This is a genomic window from Acidicapsa dinghuensis (assembly GCF_025685685.1).
GTDB classification, from domain to species: Bacteria; Acidobacteriota; Terriglobia; order Terriglobales; family Acidobacteriaceae; genus Acidicapsa; species Acidicapsa dinghuensis.
In genome coordinates, this window is sequence record NZ_JAGSYH010000005.1 from 785,492 (window position 1) to 806,508 (window position 21,017).

A 21,017-nucleotide genomic window follows, 5' to 3' on the forward strand; every position below is an offset into this window, starting at 1 on the left:
TGGCCTTTACGGAAGCCGGAGGCGCGCATTCAGGTAGCGCATCCGGCGCGTTCGATTTCGTGGCGGCTATGCACATCAGAGCCCGGCATTGAAGGGTAGCTCGCGGCGAATGTTAGAATTCTGCTACCTCGCGAGCCATGCCTGAATCTGCAGCCTTGACCACAGCTTCCGTCGAACTCATCCTTGCAGGCGCTGGCGTCAGCTCTGACGGTTCAGGCAGCCGCACCTTCACGATTGCTCAATCGCCCTTTCTCATCGGCCGTGGAGCGGAAAACGGCAATCATCTCCCCATCGACGACCTGCGCGTCTCACGACGATGTGCGGCTATCGTTCGCGAAGACGACGGTTTTCGCATCGACGATCTCGGTCAGCTTCTCGGTATCTATGTCAACGGCGCAAAGATCACGCAGCAGAGACTGAGCGATGGCGACACCATTACCATCGGCGGCGAAAGCGGACATCAACTTATCTTCCGCACGCATGCCGCCGGGTCCGCCTTCGAGAGGGTCATTCAGGAAGTGGAGCAGGTTCCGACGGCACAATTCCAGAGGCCTGCCGAGGGCCTGAACAAGATCAACCTGCTGCTTGAAGCATCGCTGCTGCTCAATTCGCAGCGGCCTTTGGAACTTGTACTCGGTGCAATGCTCGATCACGCTATCGCGATTACCCGTGCGGATCGCGGCATGCTGCTCGTTCCCGAAGTTTCGGGTACGCTCGCGGTGCAGCTTGCCCATAACAGCAAAGGCGAGCCATTGCCGGCCGAAAACATGAAGCCGAGCCGTACGGTGATCGCGCAGGCTATCGAGCAGCAAAGCGCTGTCATCAACGCCGATGTGAACCTTGCTAATCTCACCGTGCAGAGCGCGCACTCGGTCGTCTATCAGTTGCTGCGCTCCACGGTTGTGATTCCGCTCTACGCCATGCCTCGCGGCGGTGCTGATGATCCAGCCGGGCCATTCGCGCGAAATCTTCTAGGCGCGGTTTATCTCGACTCGAAGCATACGGCGGCATTCTCGGCTCTTGATCGACAGATCCTCGATGCGCTCGGTGCACAGGCCGCCAGCATTCTCGACAATGCCAATCTCGTCGCCCGTGAACGTGAACGCCAGCGCCTGGAGCAGGAGCTCTCCATCGCCCGCGAGATTCAGATGGCGCTCCTGCCGCGCGGTCTCGACTCGTATCCTCACCTGGCGATCACCAGCGTTCATCGTCCGTGTCATGAGGTCGGCGGCGACTACTTCGACATTTTTTCCATCGACGACGATCGCACTGCAATCCTCATCGCTGATGTCTCAGGCAAAGGGCTCGGCGCTGCGCTGCTGACTACCATGCTGCAGGGCGCGCTTTCCGGCATGACTCTCGGTGTCGATCCCGCGCGCGTAATCCAGCAGATGAACCGCTTTCTCTGCGAGCACGGCAACCTGGGCCGTTACGCGACAATGTTCTTTGCTGTGCTTGGCCGCGATGGGCAACTCGACTACATACGCGCCGGGCATCCCTCGCCCATGCTGCTGCGCGACGGCACGGTTACCGAACTCTACAAGGGCGGCTCGTTCCCTGTTGGACTCGTGGACGAGGCAAACTTCGCCTCGGTCAGCGTGCAGCTAGAGGCCGGCGACACGCTGGTTCTTTACAGCGATGGAGTGACAGAGGCAGAGGATATATCAGGCAATCTCTTTGGTTTCGATCGTCTTGGCAAGACGCTCGCCATCGATGCCGCTGCGACCGTCGAGCGGGTGCAGCAGAACGTACTCGACGCCATCGAGACATTCGCTGCAGGAGCCAGTCAGTCCGACGACATCACCATGCTGACGGTGCGCTACCTGGGTTAGCTGCCTAATCGATGTAACGTGCTATTCACACTAGGCGGCTAGCATGAAGAAGATTTCCCGGCAGCATCGCTCCTTGAGCGCATCTGAATTGAGCGCACCTGAAAGGATCAGGAATGAATATCTCCGTAGAAGAGATGGATGGCGGCATTACACGGGTCGTTCTGGATGGACGGCTGGATATCGCAGGCGCTGCGGAAGTCGATCTGAAGATGAATATCATCGCAGGCAGTGCGAAGCTCCTGCTGATCGATCTGAAAGATGTGGCGTTTCTAGGATCCATGGGGCTGCGCTCCATCGTCGTGCCAGCGAAGAACGTCAATCGCCGCGGCGGCAAAACAGCTCTGTTTGCTCCGCAACCGATGGTTGAGGAAGTCATCAAGGCCAGCAACATCGACCAGATCATTCCGATCTATCACGATCTGGATGCAGCGGTGCAGGCGCTGCGCTGACGCACAGTTGTGCGGCTCGCGGCAGATTTTGTCCAGCAGGAATGCGAAGATAAGGCGGGAGAATGCTGGGATCGCTCTCGATGGAACGTGAAGAACAACTGACGCTGTGCAGCAGGCTGGAAGACCTCGTGCTGGTTACACCCTGGGTTGACCGGGTCGTTGCCGATCTCGGTTTGCCCGTCAATCAGCGCTTCATCATTGATCTGTGCCTGGAAGAGTCAATCTCAAACGTCGTCCGGCATGGTCTGGCCAATGACTGCAATCATTCCGTTGTGGTGCGGTCGATCCTTCATGAAGCAGATGGAGCGCAGGAATTGCACTTCGTTATCGAAGACGACGCTCCTCATTTCAATCCTCTCGCTGCACCTGTGGCGCAGATCAAGGCAGCACCGGCATCCATTGAAGAGATCGCCGAGGGTGGCCGCGGCATCGGCCTGCTGCGTAAATATGCGGGCACTCTACGTTACGAAGCGCTGCCCGCCGGCAACCGCCTGACCATCGGCTTTACACTCGGTTCACTTTCCTGAAGAGAACATCGCCCGAACAGGGCCGCTCCGCCGGTATACTGCGTTCACTCACGGTTCCAGCCAGCCTATGCCAAGGAGAACCAGCGTGCGCAGCCTTCCTCGGAATTTTGCTTTTGTTCTCATTGTTTCGTTGGTCACGTTGCCGGCAGCGATCCTCACTGCTCAAACACCCGCTACCAGCCGCACGCCTACCATCAATCAGTCGCTTGAGATGCACAGCGTTTCGTCTCCGCGCATCTCGCCTGACGGCACACGAGTGATCTACGAGCAGAGCCGTACCGATTGGGAAAACAACAGCTTCGAGACAGATCTGTGGATTGCCAATACACAGACCGGCGAGAGCCACCGGCTCACTGCTCCGGCAGGCTCCAGCCATGGCGCAGATTGGTCGCCGAACGGCAAATGGATCGCATTTCTTTCATCGCGTTCCGGCCAGATCAAGGACTCGCCCGCCGGCAAAACGCAACTCTACGTAATGCCCGCCGATGGCGGCGAAGCGCAGCAGGTTACAAAGATGGAGAACGGCGTCGACGGGTTCGACTGGTCGCCTGATTCAAAGCGCTTTGCCATATCCGCCGAGTCGCCCGAGAGCAAGTCGATGAAGGACCGCAAGGACAGTTTCGGCGACTATCACGTCATCCATGCCGACTACCAGATGAGCCACCTCTGGCTCGTCGATCTGCCCACCGCAGATGAAGCCGGACGTAGCAAACCGCTTGCTGAGCCGAAACTTTTGACGCAGGGTGACAGTTTCAGCGTGAGCAGCTTCAAGTGGTCACCCGATGGCAAGCGCATTGCCTTCGCCGCTGCTAAGGATCCTGATTTGATCTCGACGGGCTCGGAAGATATCTATGCCGTCACTGTTGCCGATGGTGCGGTGAAAAAGCTCGTCGATACGCCCGGGCCGGACGGCGATCCGCACTGGTCACCGGACGGCACACAGATAGCCTATGTGACAGCCAACGCCAGCACTTACTTCTTCTACACCGATCAGCGCATCGCCGTCGTAAGTGCCAATGGCGGCACGCCGCATATTGTCACGGCTGGCTTCGACGAAGATCCTGGCTTGCTCGAATGGTCGCCCGAAGGCATCTACTTTTCCGCCCTGCAGAAGACGCGCTCAGGCCTGTTCCTCGCCGATCCGAAGGCGGATACGGTCAAACCCATCGATGTTCCCGGCTCCGAAATTGCGGCGCAATTCTCCTTTTCCAAAGACTTCAAGAACATTGCATATCGCGGCTCTGGCGCAAATAAATTCTCCGAGATCTTCACTGGAGCCTTTCCGCTGAATACTGCAAAACAAGTCACCCACGCGGGTGAACAACTCAGCGATTTCGATACGGCTAAACGCGAAGTGGTGCATTGGGAATCGGGCGACGGTACCGAGATTGAAGGCGTTCTCTATAAGCCGGCGGACTTCGATTCCCAAAAGAAGTATCCGCTGCTGGTCGTCATTCACGGCGGTCCCACGGGCATCGACATGCCCAACATCAATCCTGATCGCTACTACCCCATCGAGCGCTTCATTGCCAAAGGCGCGCTGATCTTGCGCCCCAACTATCGCGGCTCCGCGGGTTATGGTGAAAAGTTCCGCTCGCTCAATGTGCGCAATCTCGGAGTAGGCGACTATGCCGACGTTATCTCCGGCGTGGACTATCTCATCGCTCAGGGCTTCGTAGACAAAGACCGCGTGGGCTCGATGGGCTGGAGTGAAGGCGGTTACATTTCGGCCTTCATCACGACCTTCAGTGATCGTTTCAAAGCCGTTTCCGTTGGTGCCGGCATTTCCGACTGGACGACGTATTACGTCAACACCGACATCACACCCTTTACGCGCCAGTATCTCCACGCTACACCGTGGGACGATCCGGAGATCTATCGCAAGACTTCGCCGATCACTTACATCGCCAAGGCAAAGACACCCACGCTGATCGAGCAGGGCAGCGTGGACCACCGCGTTCCCGTGCCCGACAGCTTTGAACTGCGGCAGGCGCTTGAAGATCACAATGTGCCGGTCAAGATGGTGCTTTACGATGGCTTCGGGCACCCAATCAACAAACCTAAGCAGCAACGCGCTGTGATGGAAGAGAACGAGAACTGGTTCGATCACTATATCTGGGGCGATCCGCTGGCGCCCGCGCTCACGCCTGAGCCAAAGCCCGCGAAGAAGGCCACAGAGTGAATTGTGGCTGCATGGGATGAATGGAACCTAGACAGTCATGCGGGAATCGCCGCGGCGATTTGGCCGCTTGCTTTCCTTATCTGTGTACATCGCCGTATCCGCGATTTTTTGCAGGTCTTCCTTATTGATGCCGTCTTCGGGGTAGATCGCCAGCCCAATGCTCGCGCCGCCAAAGAGCTGGATTCCTTCGATCAGGAAAGGCTCTTCAAAGGATCGCTGCAACCGCAGGGCAATCTCTTCCGCATCGGCACGGCCATCTGAGACAGGAGTAAGGGCGATGAATTCATCTCCCCCAATTCGCGCCAGAAAATCATGCGAGCGTAGCTGCAGCTTCATGCGCTTTGTCACTTCTTTCAGATACAGATCGCCGATACGATGGCCGTATTGATCGTTCACATCCTTGAAGTGATCCAGATCAACATAGATCAGACCAAATCTCTCGTGGCTGCTGTTGGCAGCCAGCATCAGCTGATCCAGCTTTCTCTCCATGCTGAAGCGGTTTGGGACGTCGGTCAGTAGATCGAACTCTGAACGCCGCCGCAGGTCGGTGTATAGCCTTCGCGTATCGATCGCCAGTTCCGCCAGGCAGGCTCCTGCCAGCATGACGTCATCCACTTCCTGCGGGGACGTAGCCTTCGGTTGCGGAATCGAGCGCAGATAGCCCAGCACGGTTCCATCGGGAGACTTGAGAATGCGCGTAACGGATCCAGCAGGTAATTGAGTGCCTGCGCTCGGATCTTCTCCCGAAGCCGTTGGCAGTTCGATCCAGCATCTGGCGCCAAGCAGGCGGGCGGTCACAATCCCTTGAATATCATTCAGCACATTCGGTAATGGCTCGGAGCTGCTGATGAGCTCCAGGATGCGGCTCCGCTGCTGTTCCTGACGTGCGCGCCTGCGTTCGCGAATGGCGTCTTCCTGACTCTGCCTTGCCAACACTTCGGTCTGGCGGCGCAGACGCCGATCGAGCAGGCCGGCCCAGATTACGGCGAGGAGAATGACCACGCTCAAAATAGTCACGGCAATGGAAAGCCGCCGGACGGTCCACAATGAGGGCGGTTCTACCACTGCGATATCGTTGAGCGATCGCATCCGGACATCGAACCAAAGGCGGTCGCGCCAATGATTGCCGGGGTCTGTGAAACAGATACCTGTGACACGTACCTTGGTGCCGGTGTCAAGCGAGGCATCAGCTGTGGTCTGGGTTGCATCGGAAGAGGAGTGCCGGAGTGTCGCTGAAAACAGATGCCCGTCGGCCTTAATAATGAAGAGATCCACACGAGAGTCATGGACGGTGCCGACGATCTCACCTTCCATCGAAACCAGGTCATAGGCGAACTTGCCTTGTGAGGCATCTCCCCAATTGATCGTTTGCGGCTTAATCAGGCTTGTCTGCTTCAGTGAGCGTAACTGCGCGTGGTTCATCCAGACGCTGTCGTCTGTGATTTCCGGAAATCCAATGGCTTCGACTTCAGTTCCGGTGTGCATCGGTTCCGTTGTGCCTGTGTTCAGCAGCAAAGACCTCCCGTCGTTCTGGATAACAGCGACGGCGCCGGGCTCGAAATATGTCAGCGTGCCAGTAATGCGAACGCGTTTGCTGGCATCGCCCAGACGATAGGCTTGAATGACCTGATCCAGCGGCACTGATGGGATCGACCATGGATCTGCGGCTGCTGGCTGCAGAATTGTCACCTGGTCAGGCGAATCGATATCAAGCCAGACGCCGCCCATCTGCATCTTGCTGTCGAAGGCGCCACCCGCAACACCCGTCATCTCGACATCGGCATCCAGAAGCTGTTCCGGGCTGAGGTTGCCGGGATAAGCTATCTCGCCCTCGATCATGCCATCCGGCACTTTCAGGTGAAAGCGAAGGTCGGAATAGACCGAACCCCGGTCTCTCGTCGCCGAGATGATGTGCCCCCTGACCTTCACCAGCTCGCCGTCGAACTTGGAGTCGATCAGATCGGCGAATCCCGCCTCTGGAGCCAACGGCAGTTTGCCATGATCCAGTAGCTGAACGCTACTGGCGTTCACATCGGTCTTGAAACTTGTAACTGTCTTTCCGGTAAGAGCTACCCTGTCTCCCGGCTGGAGCCCGATGTTTTTGTCAAAATCAACATAGATTCCCTGATTATTTTCCTGTATGAAAAGACTGCTGTCCCGGGGCTGGACAAACGTAACCGTACCCTCTAACTGGACCGGCAATCCCTGTGCGGCCTGCCCAGGAGTTAGTGCATGTATGTCAGGAATGGACGTTAGCGGAGCCGACTGAGTTTGCGCAGACATAGCTGCGCTGCAAGCGAAAAGAGTTACGGTAATCGATGAGATCCATCGAACCTTTCGCATTGCCTTTGCACCGTCCTTCTTATCTTTCTTATCGGCTCTCTCACCGGAAATACAGACACGGATCTATCCGAAAATTCATTGCCCCACACTGATATACGGGATGAATTCTGTATGGTGGCACTTAGTTTCTCACGCCGTCGCGCAGTAGCCAATACCCCGAATGTGCAAACGTACGCCAGAAGTGTCAGGTGTTGGCCCAATCTGGTCTAATGACGGTTGCGCGAGCCCCGGGCGCGCTGTAGTTAATGATACGGATAAGTTGAGATGGCGGTGGTAAACAATCTGACAGATCTCCAGACACCGGCGCAGATGCCGGTTCCGTCGCAGTACTCGCAGGGTGGAACACAGTCGCTGCCCACCCGGCGCATCTGCGTCCTTGGCGTTCCTCTTGATTTAGGCGCCAGCCGGCGCGGCGTGGACATGGGACCTTCCGCTGTCCGCGTCGCGGGCCTCGAAGCGCGTCTTGAATCGCTCGGTCATCAGGTCACAGACGGTGGCAACGTGGCGGTTGAAATCGCTGAAACGCGCAGCACAGGCGATGTCCACGCACGTTTTCTCAATGAGATAGCCGAAACCTGCAGCCATACCGCTAACGCCGTTATCCGCGCGCTGAGCGACGGTATGATGCCACTGGTTCTCGGTGGTGACCATTCCCTTGCCGCAGGCTCCGTCTCGGGCGTTGCGGAGTTTTACCGCCGTCGGGACCAGAAAATCGGCGTCATCTGGATCGATGCTCATTCCGACATCAACACTCCACAGACTTCGCCTTCCGGCAACGTCCACGGCATGCCGCTGGCCGCCTTGCTTGGCCTCGGTGTCGATGCGGGGTTGGCGCCGCTCACCGGCCTGCTTGGTTATTCGCCCAAGATCGCGCCCGAAAACACGGTGCTGGTCGGGGTGCGCGACATCGACGCGGCAGAGCGCGAAAACCTGCGCCGCGCCGGCATGACCCACGTCTACACCATGCGCGATATTGATGAGCGCGGCATGCGCGCCGTGATGGAAGAGGCCATCCGCGCGGCAGGGCAGGGAACCGCTGGCTATCACGTCTCGCTCGATATGGATTGGATCGACCCGGAAGACGCGCCGGGCGTCGGCACTCCCGTCCGTGGCGGTGTCACTTATCGCGAAGCTCACCTTGCCATGGAGATCCTCGCCGACCACGGCCACCTGCTCAGCTTCGAGATAGTCGAAGTCAACCCCGTGATCGACGAGCACAACCGAACTGCCGATCTCGCCGTGGAACTTGCCTGCTCCGCGTTTGGGAAGAAGATTCTCTAGCTGAACCTGCGCGGTTACCCGGCGCGGGCCACCGGCAGCGCTACGGCCACTAGAATCGAAGGGGAATGGCTAAAAAGCTTCGTGTCGGAATTCTCTTCGGTGGTCGCAGCGGCGAGCATGAGGTCTCGCTGCTCTCTGCTGCCTCTATTCTCAAGGCGATCGATCGCAAAAAGTTCGAAGTCTTCCCCATCGGCATCAGCAAACAGGGACACTGGCTCACTGGCGGTGCGGCCCAGGCATTGCTCGAGGGTACGTCCGCCGAGTCGTCCGGCCTTGTGCTTAGCGCCAGCTCTCAAGCCGCACCCGTAGGCACTGTCGATGCTCTCGTGCCGGATGCCGCAGCTCTCAATGCCATCCAGACCGCTTCGGCTTCATCCGCCTCCAGCGGCAAGCCTTTCGATGTTGTTTTTCCCGTTCTCCACGGCACTTTTGGCGAAGACGGCACCATCCAGGGCCTCTTCGAACTAGCTGATATCGCGTATGTTGGCTCAGGCGTACTCGGCTCCTCGGCCGGTATGGACAAGGACGTGATGAAGCGTCTCTTTGCCCAGGCCGGTCTGCCCATCGTCAAGCACATCACCGTACTGCGCTCAGCCTGGGAAACCTCGCCGCGTAAGACGATCTCGTCTGTTGAGGCAGAGCTCACTTACCCGCTCTTCGTAAAACCAGCGAATCTCGGTTCCTCGGTCGGCATCAGCAAGGCTCATGACCGCAAAGAGTTAGGCCCTGCCATCGCACTTGCCGCCCGCTACGACCGCAAGATCGTCATCGAGCAGGGTGTCACCGGTTCGGGCAAATCGGGCAAGGCAAAGAAGGCTAGAGAGCTCGAAGTCGCCGTACTCGGCAATGACGATCCAAAGGCTTCGGTTGTCGGCGAAATCGTACCCGGCAAGGAGTTCTACGATTACGAAGCCAAGTATTTGAGTGATGGTTCCATTCCCATCATCCCCGCAAAACTTACGCGTGAAGAATCGAAGCGTATCCGCGAGATGGCCGTCCAGGCCTTTCGCGCCTGCGATCTCGCCGGTCTCGCCCGCGTCGACTTCCTCATGGAGCCAGACGGCAAGCGTCGTATTTATCTCAATGAAGTGAACACTCTGCCCGGCTTTACTTCGATCAGCATGTATCCCAAGCTGTGGCAGGCCTCGGACCTTAGCTACTCCGATCTCATCACGCGTCTTATCGAGCTTGGCCTTGAACGGCACAAAGACCGCGCCCGCACCACATTCAGCTACGATGTTCCAGATCAAAAAGAATCAAAATGAGCCACTTGCGGGAACAGTTTTAGCTTCTTCGTTGTCTCTATAAATAGTGGTTTCGTGTCCGCGTCTCTTTATCCGGACAACCTAAGCCTTGCCCGACGATATCCCATCTGACAGGCCCGCCGCATGGAGGTGGTGGAAGACGATGACAATAATGGATGCGCCCAAGTACGATGCAGCTCGCGTCAAACGCCGCGGTCAGATCATCTCAGGAACGCTGATCGGAGTCCTCGTTCTTGTTGTCTTCCTGTGGTTCTTTACGGGCCGGCCTTTTGACTATCCCTGGACCTGGTGGACCTACTGGGCGGGCGAGCGAGACGTCAACCAGTTCCTGTTAGCGGTGGAAAGCAACGACATGGTGCGCGCCTACGCCATCTGGAACAACGATTTCGACTGGCGTAATCACCCGGACAAGTACCAGACCTATACGTTCGCGCGTTTTCAGCAGGACTTCGGCCCAAACAGCAATGCCAACGACTACGGCACCATCAAGAGCCATGAGATCGTCGCGCGCAGGCTTACTGGCTCGGCGCTCATCGTGGCGGCCATGATGAATGGGCGCAAGAGCCATCCGCTCTTTCTCGCCTTTGACCGGCATGACCACACGCTGAGCTTCTCACCCTTTGAGCTGAACCTGAATCCCTATTGAGATTCAGCTGCTCGTCCGCTGCGCCTCAGGACGCAGCGGAATTGAGCTCTGTCAGTGCTTTCTCCAGGCTCGCCGCGTCTTCTACATTCACGCATTTCAGTCCGCGATCGATCTGTCGCAGCAGGCCGGTCAACACCTTGCCGGGTCCCACTTCGATAAAGATCTCGGCTCCCGCACCTGCCAGCGTGCGCACGCAGTCCACCCAGCGCACCGTTCCCGTCACCTGATCGATCAGCGCCTGGCGCGCTGCATCGGCGGTTGTTACCAGTGAGCCGTTCACGTTCGCAGCCACCGGAAATGCCGGTTGATGTAGCGTAAGTTCGCTCAGCACAGTCGCCACCGCATCTTGCGCAGGCCGCATCAGCGTGCAATGGAAAGGCGCGCTCACCGGCAGCATCACGGTTTTGCGAGCCCTTTTGGCCTTGGCCAGTTCGGCGGCTTTTTCGACGGCCAGCTTTGAGCCTGAGATCACCGTCTGATCCGGCGAGTTGAAGTTCGCAGCTGACACCGTCAGCCCCGTCTCCGCCGCAGCCTCATCGCACGCTGCGCCTACCTGATCCGCAGGCAGAGCCAGAATCGCCGCCATCGCACCTTCGCCGGTTGGCACGGCGATCTGCATTGCCCGCCCACGCGCCTTCACCGCGCGAACCGCATCGCAAAAGCTGATGGTTCCGGCAGCCACATGCGCAGTCCACTCGCCGAGCGAGTGCCCGGCAGCCAGCGCAGGTGTAACGCCATGCTCTACGAGCACGCGCATCGCCGCCACGCTCACCGTCAGGATTGCGGGCTGCGTATTCTCCGTCAACCGCAGATCTTCTTCCGGGCCATCGAAAAAGATGTGGCTCAGCGGGAAGCCAAGCGCCTCGTCGGCCTCGGCAAAGGTGGCTGCGGCAACGGGAAAGTTGTCGGCGAGATTACGCCCCATGCCGACGGTCTGCGAACCTTGGCCGGGAAAGAGAAAAGCGATCTTTTTGTTATTCATCCGAAGGGAATTCTAACGGATTGAGCATTGACGAGACAGAGCACTATGTAGCTTGATGGACTCGCTAGTTCCACCGCTTGCGGTCGTCATGCCGCACATCGTCGTCATCGATCATGCGGCCCTGCCCATCAAACCGCACCGTTCGCCCCTGCTTCTTCATGTAAACCTCGAACTTGCTTGCGGCGCGGCGGCGCTTCCAGCGGTAATATCGGTTGCGCAGGCCATACCAGCTCTCACTGAAGGCAAAGCCAAAGCCCTTGCTGGGCGCAAAGCGCACATAGAACAGCGCGGCCAGTCCTCCGCCAAGCTCAGCGAAGGCATACATACGGGACTCGCCAAAGGTCATGGCCAGCGTAATCAGCCCATAGACGATGGCCATGTATTTGGCCTTCATCCCCAGCACAAACATGAGCTGAAACTCGGTCTCTCCGTGCAGCAGCCCGATCGCCACCAGCAGTCCGAAGATGCCGCCCATGCAGCCGTAAATCGGAATGAGCGGAGGCGGATAGCCAATCTTCATCCCGACTACGAAGATCACGATTGCCGTAATCGCCGCGCCCAGCACTGAGATCGCATAGAGCCACATCAGCCAGCGGTCACCGTGCATCATCTCCAGAAACCCGCACAGAAACCATAGCGAGAGCAGCTCAAACGCCGTGTTGATAACGCCCACATGGATCAGGCTGTAGGTAAACGGCTGCCATACCTGCCCAGCCAGAAACATCTCCGGCCGCAAGGCCACGCTGCCGAAGAACGAAGCCAGTGCGTCGATATGCGCCACGCCGGCCAGGAGCACGACGAAAAAAGCGCCCAGATTCCACAGAATCAGGCGTCGAGTCGCGCCCTTGAAATCAGGCATCGCAAATTGGATCTGCCCCGGCATCGCTGGCCCTCTCATCCCGAGCCTACAACCAAAGCCGTTCCAGTGTCATGCCGATATGACCACTCCGGTACCGATACCTCGCCGTTATGGGACAGCGACCAGTCCACGATGCCCGGCGGCATCCACCGCCCGCACACCAAAGAAGACGTTGTCTTTTGAGACAGGTACGGTGATCGTTACCTCATCGGAGCCAGCCGCCGCTGGAATCACCTTCAGATATTGCCAGTCAGGAGCGTTTGTCTCGCGCCACAGCAGTTCATAGTGCAGTCCCGCCGCCGCGCCCGCAGGAGCTTTCCACGTCAGCGTCGTGCCGTTCTCCAGTTTCCGCGCATTCACCTTCACGTCAACTGGTATGCCCGGCGAAGCCGCCAGCGTTGCCAGAGTTGCCGCATTCAGCCGAGCCACATTCGCCACATATTTGAAGTCCACATACTGCAGCAGATCGCCATACTGCACGTCATCTTCCATGCGAACATTCTGGTGCTGATGGTTGTAGTCCTCGCGCCATTCCGTGATCCGTACTGCCGCAAATCCCTCGCGATTAAAGCTCGTATGATCACCGCCGCGCAGATAGCGATCAGGCCGCGAAACCAGAAATGGCGCAAAGCCCAGCTTCCCATTGCTTCCCTTATCGTAGGTTCGCGCCACATCGGCCGTCGCCCGCGCCAGTTCGCGGCTCGGGGCATCGTCTGCTGTACCCAGCGCGCGAATCCGCCGCACCTGCTCCGGCGTAGCTACCGTCGGAATACCCTCAGAGAACACGCGCACCACATCCTTGCGCTGCAGCGTGTCGCCCGGCGTCGTGTTGCCGCCAACAATGTCGTTGTTCAGCACGCCTTCAAGATCCCAGCCCTCATCCTTCGCCAGCTTTGCCAGGTGCGACGAGCCATTCAGTCCCTGCTCTTCGCCCGCAACTGCTACAAATACCAGCGAAGCCGGCAGCTTTTCTTTCAACTTGCTCAGCACCCGCGCGCATTCCAGCGAAACCGCCACGCCTGAGGCATCGTCATTCGCCCCGGGTGCCGTGCCATGATCGTCCATTACGTCGGAGTTGCGCGAGTCATAATGCCCGGTGACCAGGTACATGCGACCGTATCCCTTGTCGTCAGCAGCGCCCGTTCCCCGTAAAATCGCGTACACATTCGTAATCGTCGTCGGCTTCGGAATTCGCTCCGCAACGGGGTTGGTGAAGGTGTCGCGCTTCACCTCCAGGCAGTCGCCGCACTCCTTCGAGATCTCCTCAAACTGGCTATAGATCCAGTCCGCCGCAGCCGTTACGCCCTGTCCCAGGGGCAGGTCTGTCGCCATGCTCGACAGCGTAGACCGCGTGCCGAAACTAACCAGCTTCTCAATCGTCTGACGAATGCGGGTCTGTGAAACCTGGCTGAGCGCTGCCACAATTGCCGGATCGGCCTTGGCTGCGGTTACAGGTTCTCCGCCAAGTTTGTAATCCGTTTGCGCCAGTGCCGGCGTCAAAACGGATACAACCGCAAGAGCCGCTATCGGCATCCGGAGAAAGCGTGGTAGACCAGACTCAACAACGCGCCGTATTACCCGAATTTTCATCGGATTCCTTTCCGTAAAACGGATATTCCAATATGCGTGCTTTTCCACTGGTCTTGACCGGCAGCGGTACCGTTTTTCAAACTAAACGAAACACCTGTACGTGTAGTTGCCATCATAATCCCTGGCTGGTACATAGAAAGAAGGAGGCGAAATGCCGAAAAATTGTCCAGAATGCGAGACCCCGCTGGATTTCGAAGAAGATGAAGTAGAAGAGGGCGACATCGTCGCCTGTGACGAGTGTGGAACCGAATTCGAAGTCGTCGGTACCGATCCCATCGAGCTGGCACACGTCGAGGGCGACGAATACGATGAAGATGATGACGAGTTTCTTGACGAAGAAGAGGAAGAGGAGTGAACCTGCCAACACGCTACAGATATGGAACGGACAGATTGCGCTATTGCTCAAAAATTGCCTTTAAAGTTCTCTCGATCGCCGCAGCGGGTATTGCGCTTGGCATAACGCCGGGAGCGAGTTTCACCTGGGGCTCTTCCCATGTTGAGCCGTCGATCGTTGCCCCTGAGGCTGAGGCTCAGAACTTTGGCCAGCGCGTCATTCAGGGCAAGGTTCTTGACGACAGCGAACAAGCGGTTGTGGGCGCTACCGTGTTCCTGGAGAACGTGAAGAGCCGGGATGTCAAAAGCTTTACCACCCCACAGAGCGGAAGTTTCCGTTTTGCTCAGGTGGGCATGGTTGATGACTACCAGGTCTGGGCTGAAAAGGGTAAAAAGAAGAGCTCGGTTAAAACTATCAGCTCTTTCGATTCCCGCAAGGAAGTCGATTTCGATCTGCACCTGAAGTAAACCAGCAGCTCTCCACAGACGCGCAGCCGATCCAATGACGGCTGCGCGTTCACCCCTCCTTTTGTAAGCTTCCCGGTTGCGTACAGCTTTCCTCTGGCGGCCTGCATCACACTTTCCGTCTTCATAGGAGAGAACGGCGATGGCTGTCATGATGCAGGCCTTTTACTGGGATGCGCCCATCCTGGAAAAGCAGGAGTACAACTGGTGGAATTACATAGGTGAGCGCATCGAAGCTCTGGCGGGTTCGAAGATCAATGCCTTGTGGCTGCCTCCGGTTTCCAAAGCCGCCGACCACCGCGGCAACGGCTACGACCCTTACGACTACTGGGATCTCGGCGACTACGATCAGAAGGGCGGCGTCAAGACTCTATACGGCAATCGCGCCGAGCTTGAAGCGCTCATCAAAAAGGCCCACGAACACGGCATTGGCCTCTACGCCGACATGGTCATCAACCACAACTCAGGCGCCGATGAGCAGGAGGTCAATCCTCTCGACGGCCAGAAGCGCTGGACCAAATTCCGCCCCAAGAGCGGCCAATTTCCCCGTGACTGGAACAGCTTTCACCCCAGCCGCTTCGAGCAGGTCATGATCGAGGGCGAGCACTTCGCCGACTTCCCGCACCTCTGTCATCGCAATCCCGATGTCTACAAAGCCATGTTTGACTATGCGCGCTTCCTCATCGAAGAGCTCGGCTTCGACGGCTTCCGTTTCGACTTCGCCAAGGGCTTCGGCTCATGGATGATCAGCGTTCTTGCCAAGTACCGCTACGTCAAAGACGGACACGACTTCACGCCTTTCGTTGTAGCCGAGCTATGGTCAGGCACGGAAGAGATCAATGCATGGCTCGAACGCGTCAACGCCATGACCGACAACCAGATCTCCTGCTTTGACTTTCCCATGCGCTATAAACTTAAAGACGTCTGCGACACCCCCAACTACGATCTGCGCAACCTCACCGACAATGGCGCAGTGGTCACGCAGCGTCCCATGCACGCCACCACTTTCGTCGATAACCACGACATGGGCGACAACGCCATCGTTAACGACAAGATGCTTGCCTACTCCTTCATCATGGTTCATGAAGGTTATCCCTGCATCTTCTGGTACGACTACTACAACAATGGGCTTGGCCGTGGAGGCACTCCCAACGGTATCGACGCCCTCATCGCCGTGCATCATTCGCACGCCGGCGGCGACTCACAGATCCTGCACGCCGATCCCGATCTTTACATCATGCAGCGCGCCGGCTACAAGTCCGATATTGTCGATCAGCCCGGCCTCATCTACGTGCTCAACAACCTTGGCGATAAATGGAGCGGTACTTCAGTCAAGACACAGTGGCAGAACACAAAGTTCCGTCCCGTTGCATGGGACGGCCACGACGCTGCGCACCCTGACGAACGCACGACCGATGCCGAAGGCAACGCGGAATTTCCCGCACCACCCCGCGGATACTGTGTCTATATTCCAGTCTTTGATTGAAGCGTAAAGCAAGGCTCTACCGCGATATTTCGGTAGAGCAATCTGCCTGCGCCAATTTTTGCTTTAAGGATTGAGGCCGACCAGGAGAATGCCGGTGACTGAGAGTGTTCAGCCGCGCTTCATGCGGCCCACGAGCCGCCGCGCCACATTCGCCGGCACCAGTCCATCCACCTTGCCGCCGAAGCTCACCACTTCTTTCACCAGCCGCGAGCTCACGAACGAGTAACGTCCCGCCGGCTGTAGAAACACCGTCTCAATCTCTGGAGCCAGCCGCCGATTCATCAGCGCCATCTGAAACTCATACTCGTAATCGGTAATGGCGCGGATGCCCCGCAAAACAGCCGTTGCGCCGATCTTCTTAGCAAAATCCACCATCAGTCCTTCGAATGTTGCGACATGGATGTTGCCGATCTGCCGGGTGACTTCGCGCAACATCTCTACGCGTTCATCGACTGTGAATAGCGGATTTTTGACGGGGTTGTTGAGGATGGCGACAGTTAGCTCGTCAAAGAGCTTTGAGCCGCGGGTAATCAGGTCCAGATGGCCGTTGGTGGGCGGATCGAATGTTCCGGGATAGATGGCCTTTACGCCCATGCCAATGCTGGTCCTTCAGCGCATCTTGCTGCGCACAACTTCACGCATTCTAGCAGCGCGGAGAAAGACGGCTGTCTTGGATCGAATGACAGCCGCCCGGATTGTGAGACTTGGTTGCACGGTCCCGGTCAGGCCGGCAGCGTTTCGTTGCTAGCGACGGGAACGGACAGCCTGCTGAGCTACAGCCGGGCCGTCGGCTGGAACTTCAGGAACTTCGGCTTTGGTCTGGACGCCGATGTTGAGCTTCTGGCGAACCTGAGCGTCGAGTTTCGCAAATATGTCGGCGTGTTCCTTGAGGAAGTTGCGGACGTTTTCGCGGCCCTGGCCGATGCGCTCGCCGTCATAGCTGTACCATGCGCCCGACTTCTCGACGATGTTGTGCTGCACGGCAAGATCAAGCACATCGCCTTCGCGGGAGATGCCTTCGCCGTAGAGGATGTCGAATTCAGCTTCGCGGAAAGGCGCGGCAACCTTGTTCTTGACGATCTTGACTTTGGTGCGGGAACCAACGACGGTGTCGCCTTCCTTGACGGCAGCGATGCGGCGGATGTCGACGCGAACCGAGGAGTAGAACTTGAGGGCGCGGCCACCGGTAGTTGTTTCGGGGTTGCCGAACATAACGCCGATCTTCTCGCGGATCTGGTTGATGAAGATGAGGCAAGTGCGCGACTTGGAGACCGTGCCGGTCAGCTTGCGTAGCGCCTGAGACATTAGGCGAGCCTGGAGGCCTACGTGAGAGTCGCCCATTTCGCCGTCAAGTTCGGCCTTGGGAACGAGAGCGGCTACAGAGTCAACAACTAGGACATCGATAGCGCCGGAGCGGACCAGAGCCTCTGTGATTTCGAGGGCTTGCTCGCCGTAGTCAGGCTGCGAGATGAGCAGGTTGTCGGTGTCAACGCCGAGTTTCTTGGCGTAGACGGGATCGAGCGCATGCTCGGCATCGACAAAGGCGGCCAGGCCGCCGTTGCGCTGCGCCTCGGCGATGATCTGCAGGGTGATGGTGGTCTTGCCTGAAGACTCAGGGCCGAATATCTCGATGACACGGCCACGGGGAACGCCGCCGACGCCGAGGGCGGCGTCGAAGCTGATGGAGCCGGTCGAGATAACGGAGATCGGCACAATGGCTTCTTTTGCGCCGAGACGCATGATGGAGCCTTTGCCGAACTGCTTTTCGATTTGTGAGAGTGCGCTTTCTACTGCTCGGGCGCGGTCGTCCGCGATGGGCATGATGTACGTCTCCTGTCGCGGTTCGCAATGCTGTTCTCGTGGGAAAACCCGCGAAAATGCAGGGCGGAAATCGCGTATTCGAATGGGATTGTAGCAGGGCAGACGGGGAGAAAGATAGAAGAAAAAGCGAAGATGTGTTGATGGTTATTGGGCTTCTGTGAAGAGGGTAGCAAGGGAGGCGTGAGAGTGGGAATAGGGGCCAGCCAGCTTCCTGTGTTGCTGGGAGGCTGATTATCGCTCCATAGGGGACACAAGTCGGGCTGCGAGGACCGGTCTCGGCAGCGATCACCTGAAAACAGTCTTCAGGTAAGCCGAAAGAGCGGTCTTAAACTCCCGGCTCACAATCGCCCGCTGGGAGAGTTCCGCGTCGTTGTACATCAGCATCATGCCGCGCACAATTTGCAATACGACATTTGCGCACAGCTCGGATCTCTGCTGCGGCATGGAAGGGACACGCAGCGACAGCGCTTTGATGAGAGAAGCGCGAAAGGCGCGTTTTGCCGCGGCGCTTCGACGCAGCCGAATAGGCGCGGCCTGCAGCTGCAGGTAGGCAGGGTGCGCGGCGACGAAGTCAAGAAAGCGGTCAATGAAGCGCTCGGAAAAATCTTCCGCCGAAAGCGAAACAATCTCATCGAAGAGTGGCCGCCAATGTTCTTCAATCTGTGCCGCATAGGTGTCCAGCAAGGCCAGGGCGATTGATTTCTTGTCTGGGAAATAGCTATATAAAGCACCTATCGACGAGCCTGCCCGCTCGGCTATCTCTGTCATCGTTGCAGCTTCAAATCCAAGCTCGGCAAACAGTGTCTCGGCCGCTTCGAGAAACGCGCCGACTCGCCGGGTCGAACGATCCTGCTGAGGAGAGCGCCGGACGGTATTTGACGAATGTGAGCCCACCCTCATATTCTAACTCTAGTGAATGTGAGGAGACCCTCACATTGCAAAGGAGTGAAGATGAGTGCCGAGTGGAAACTGAACCCGAAGACGACCGCGCTGGTGTTGATCGATCTGCAGAACGCCATTCTGGGCCGTGAAACCAGCCCTTACACCGCCAGTGAGGTCGTGGAGCGGTCGCACGCCATGGCAGAAGCATTTCGCTCCAAAGGAGCGTTAGTAGTGTACGTGCGCGTTCCTCTCAGCGACTTTCTTTCCCTGCCTACAGATGAACCGGTGATTCTGCCGAAGGATCTCCCTGCCGCTGCCAGCGAAATTGCAGAGGCCGCAGCTATGCAAAGCGGTGATCTGCTCATCAGTAAGCGTCATTGGGGGGCATTCGCACAGACGCCCCTCGAAAGCGAACTGCGCAGCCGCGGCATTGCGACGGTGGTGCTTGCAGGTATCGCCACCAACATGGGTGTGGAGAGCACGCTGCGGCAAGGTACAGGGCTGGGGTTCGCATTTGTGACGGTGGAGGATGCGTGCAGCACCTTCTCGCCTGAGATGCAGAACTTTGCCTTCAAGGCGATCTTCCCGCGTCTGTCGCATGTCCGCACGACACAGCAGGTTCTGGAAGCTATTGCCTAGCCTGGAAGTTCCATCCGAGAGGCTGCCTGCGCATATCTGGAAGGTAGCCTCGGTCGCAATCCTCGGATCGTTGCTGGCGCAGATCGATTCGACAGTGGTCAACGTTTCACTGTCCAGCCTCACCGTGAGCCTGCACAGCACGCTGCAGACAATGCAGTGGGTGACGAGTGGCTACCTGCTGGCTCTTGCGCTGCTGAGATGCCTCTGAACGGTTGGCTTGTGGATCGCGTTGGCGTCAGGACGCTTTATCTCTGGTGCTTCAGCGCCTTCACGCTTGCCTCTGCGTTGTGCGGCGCGGCATGGTCGGCGGAGTCCCTGATCGGCTTCCGCATTCTGCAGGGCATGGCGGGTGGGCTGCTTGCGCCCATGGCCCAGTTGATCATGGCTCAGGCCGCCGGGCGGCACATGGCAAAGGTGTTGGGTTATGCCGCTGTGCCTATCCTGCTTGGGCCGCTCCTGGGGCCAATTATCGCCGGAGCGATCCTGCAATATCTCACATGGCGATGGCTGTTCCTGGTGAACCTTCCTATAGGCGCGCTGGGCTTGCTGCTGGCGGTTCTTTTTCTGCCCCGGAGTGAAACACGGGCCCAGAAGCGAGCCTTCGATGTGCAAGGTTTCCTCCTGTTGTCTCCGGCGCTGGTGTTGTTCCTTTACGGAGCAGACCACATCGGCATTCGTGAAGGACAGGGTTGCTTTGCCGCCGGAGTTCTGGTGATATGCGTGTTCGCGCGCACAGCCCTGCGCAAAGGACGGCGAGCGCTCGTGGATCTGGAGCTCTTTCGTAAGGGAGCCTTTTCGGTCTCGGCGCAGACCCAGTTTCTTCAGAACGGGATTGTGTATGCCACGCAGATGCTGCTGCCGCTCTATCTGATTCGCAGTTGCGGGCGCACGCCAGCTGCGGTGGGACTGCTGTTGCTGCCGCTCGGTCTTGGCATGTTGGTGGTGTATCCATCCCTGGGTTGGCTGACCAATCGGTTCGGAATCCGGAACGTGGCTGCGAGCGGATCGCTCGTGAGCCTGCTGACGGCGGTTGCGCTTGCGCTGTTGGCGCGTCATAACATCGTTGGCCCGATCTTCGTCGCGGCATTGGTGCTACGTGGAGTAGGCCAGGGAGCCATCGGCGTGCCGTCGATTTCAGCCGCATACAGCGGCGTGCCGAAAAGCGAGTTGCCGATGGCGACTACGACACTGAATATCGTCCAGCGGCTCGGCGGTCCCACCATGACGACTTTTCTCGCGACGTTCCTCGCCCGGAGAATGGAGTCTGGATGGTCGCTTGAGGTAATTTCCAGCTCTTTTGTCCAGACGTTTGTGTTGCTCATCCTCCTGCACGCACTGCTGTTCCTCTCAACCATGTATTTGCCAAAGGCGCTTCCAAGAGAGGTTGCATAATCTGCGTCCGCCGATAAGCCCAACCGGCACAATCCATTCTTGC

General features: G+C 57.9%; 20 protein-coding genes. 13 read left to right on the top strand and 7 right to left on the bottom strand.

Translation table 11 applies throughout. The annotated features are described in order from the left end of the window. Positions 1 to 137: 137 nt before the first annotated feature. The 4 genes from OHL22_RS18075 (at position 138) to OHL22_RS18090 (ending at position 4,990) form a co-directional block, all read left to right on the top strand. Positions 138 to 1,832 carry a SpoIIE family protein phosphatase gene (locus OHL22_RS18075; RefSeq protein WP_263340438.1) on the top strand — a complete coding sequence of 565 codons (1,695 nt, stop codon included), beginning with the start codon at positions 138 to 140 and terminating at the stop codon, positions 1,830 to 1,832. A 113-nt stretch (positions 1,833 to 1,945) separates the two neighbouring features. Beyond that, positions 1,946 to 2,281 carry an STAS domain-containing protein gene (locus OHL22_RS18080; protein ID WP_263340440.1) on the top strand — a complete coding sequence of 112 codons (336 nt, stop codon included), beginning with the start codon at positions 1,946 to 1,948 and terminating at the stop codon, positions 2,279 to 2,281. A 62-nt stretch (positions 2,282 to 2,343) separates the two neighbouring features. After that, positions 2,344 to 2,808 (top strand): ATP-binding protein, encoded by a 465-nt coding sequence (locus tag OHL22_RS18085; RefSeq protein ID WP_263340443.1) that lies wholly within the window; start codon positions 2,344 to 2,346, stop codon positions 2,806 to 2,808. Positions 2,809 to 2,893: 85 nt separating this feature from the next. Beyond that, a complete protein-coding gene (locus OHL22_RS18090; RefSeq protein ID WP_263340446.1) occupies positions 2,894 to 4,990 on the top strand; it encodes a S9 family peptidase in 2,097 nt (698 codons plus the stop codon). A gap of 27 nt (positions 4,991 to 5,017) precedes the next feature. On the opposite strand, the gene OHL22_RS18095 is transcribed toward OHL22_RS18090, so the two are convergent. Continuing rightward, the gene (locus tag OHL22_RS18095) at positions 5,018 to 7,273 is read right to left on the bottom strand and encodes a diguanylate cyclase domain-containing protein (RefSeq protein WP_263340449.1); all 2,256 of its coding nucleotides are present in this window, start codon (positions 7,271 to 7,273) and stop codon (positions 5,018 to 5,020) included. Between the two features lie 324 nt (positions 7,274 to 7,597). Here OHL22_RS18095 and rocF point away from each other — a divergent pair, with 324 nt between their 5' ends. From rocF to OHL22_RS18110, 3 genes are all read left to right on the top strand, one after another. Next, on the top strand, positions 7,598 to 8,614 hold the full coding sequence (rocF, locus tag OHL22_RS18100; RefSeq protein ID WP_263340452.1) for an arginase: 1,017 nt from the start codon (positions 7,598 to 7,600) through the stop codon (positions 8,612 to 8,614). Between the two features lie 65 nt (positions 8,615 to 8,679). Next, positions 8,680 to 9,879, top strand: a complete 1,200-nt coding sequence (locus tag OHL22_RS18105; protein ID WP_263340454.1) for a D-alanine--D-alanine ligase family protein — start codon at positions 8,680 to 8,682, stop codon at positions 9,877 to 9,879. A gap of 142 nt (positions 9,880 to 10,021) precedes the next feature. Next, complete coding sequence (locus OHL22_RS18110) at positions 10,022 to 10,525, top strand: hypothetical protein (RefSeq protein ID WP_263340457.1); 504 nt, start codon at positions 10,022 to 10,024, stop codon at positions 10,523 to 10,525. A gap of 25 nt (positions 10,526 to 10,550) precedes the next feature. On the opposite strand, the gene fabD is transcribed toward OHL22_RS18110, so the two are convergent. The 3 genes from fabD to OHL22_RS18125 form a co-directional block, all read right to left on the bottom strand. Further along, positions 10,551 to 11,507, bottom strand: a complete 957-nt coding sequence (gene fabD / locus OHL22_RS18115) for an ACP S-malonyltransferase (protein ID WP_263340459.1) — start codon at positions 11,505 to 11,507, stop codon at positions 10,551 to 10,553. 64 nt (positions 11,508 to 11,571) lie between these two features. After that, complete coding sequence (locus OHL22_RS18120) at positions 11,572 to 12,390, bottom strand: rhomboid family intramembrane serine protease (protein WP_263340462.1); 819 nt, start codon at positions 12,388 to 12,390, stop codon at positions 11,572 to 11,574. Between the two features lie 84 nt (positions 12,391 to 12,474). After that, positions 12,475 to 13,956 (bottom strand): M28 family metallopeptidase, encoded by a 1,482-nt coding sequence (locus OHL22_RS18125; RefSeq protein WP_263340465.1) that lies wholly within the window; start codon positions 13,954 to 13,956, stop codon positions 12,475 to 12,477. A gap of 151 nt (positions 13,957 to 14,107) precedes the next feature. Here OHL22_RS18125 and OHL22_RS18130 point away from each other — a divergent pair, with 151 nt between their 5' ends. From OHL22_RS18130 to OHL22_RS18140, 3 genes are all read left to right on the top strand, one after another. Next, the gene (locus OHL22_RS18130; RefSeq protein ID WP_263340467.1) at positions 14,108 to 14,311 is read left to right on the top strand and encodes a hypothetical protein; all 204 of its coding nucleotides are present in this window, start codon (positions 14,108 to 14,110) and stop codon (positions 14,309 to 14,311) included. After that, positions 14,308 to 14,757 carry a carboxypeptidase-like regulatory domain-containing protein gene (locus OHL22_RS18135; RefSeq protein ID WP_263340470.1) on the top strand — a complete coding sequence of 150 codons (450 nt, stop codon included), beginning with the start codon at positions 14,308 to 14,310 and terminating at the stop codon, positions 14,755 to 14,757. The genes OHL22_RS18130 and OHL22_RS18135 overlap by 4 nt, the downstream gene beginning before the upstream one ends. 139 nt (positions 14,758 to 14,896) lie before the next feature. After that, a complete protein-coding gene (locus OHL22_RS18140) occupies positions 14,897 to 16,240 on the top strand; it encodes an alpha-amylase domain-containing protein (protein ID WP_263340472.1) in 1,344 nt (447 codons plus the stop codon). A 108-nt stretch (positions 16,241 to 16,348) separates the two neighbouring features. On the opposite strand, the gene coaD is transcribed toward OHL22_RS18140, so the two are convergent. From coaD to OHL22_RS18155, 3 genes are all read right to left on the bottom strand, one after another. Next, positions 16,349 to 16,834, bottom strand: a complete 486-nt coding sequence (gene coaD / locus OHL22_RS18145) for a pantetheine-phosphate adenylyltransferase (protein ID WP_263340476.1) — start codon at positions 16,832 to 16,834, stop codon at positions 16,349 to 16,351. A gap of 150 nt (positions 16,835 to 16,984) precedes the next feature. After that, positions 16,985 to 18,055, bottom strand: a complete 1,071-nt coding sequence (gene recA / locus OHL22_RS18150; protein WP_317890907.1) for a recombinase RecA — start codon at positions 18,053 to 18,055, stop codon at positions 16,985 to 16,987. A 291-nt stretch (positions 18,056 to 18,346) separates the two neighbouring features. After that, the gene (locus OHL22_RS18155) at positions 18,347 to 18,961 is read right to left on the bottom strand and encodes a TetR/AcrR family transcriptional regulator (RefSeq protein WP_263340483.1); all 615 of its coding nucleotides are present in this window, start codon (positions 18,959 to 18,961) and stop codon (positions 18,347 to 18,349) included. 51 nt (positions 18,962 to 19,012) lie between these two features. Between OHL22_RS18155 and OHL22_RS18160 the strand changes: the two genes are divergently transcribed. Genes OHL22_RS18160 through OHL22_RS18170 form a run of 3 tightly spaced genes read left to right on the top strand, consistent with a single transcriptional unit; the run spans position 19,013 to position 20,974 of the window. Next, on the top strand, positions 19,013 to 19,582 hold the full coding sequence (locus OHL22_RS18160; RefSeq protein ID WP_263340486.1) for an isochorismatase family protein: 570 nt from the start codon (positions 19,013 to 19,015) through the stop codon (positions 19,580 to 19,582). Next, positions 19,575 to 19,790, top strand: coding sequence for a hypothetical protein (locus tag OHL22_RS18165; RefSeq protein WP_263340489.1), 216 nt, complete (start codon positions 19,575 to 19,577; stop codon positions 19,788 to 19,790). Before OHL22_RS18160 ends, OHL22_RS18165 begins: the two co-directional genes overlap by 8 nt. Beyond that, complete coding sequence (locus tag OHL22_RS18170; protein WP_263340491.1) at positions 19,781 to 20,974, top strand: MFS transporter; 1,194 nt, start codon at positions 19,781 to 19,783, stop codon at positions 20,972 to 20,974. Before OHL22_RS18165 ends, OHL22_RS18170 begins: the two co-directional genes overlap by 10 nt. Positions 20,975 to 21,017 lie beyond the last annotated feature (43 nt).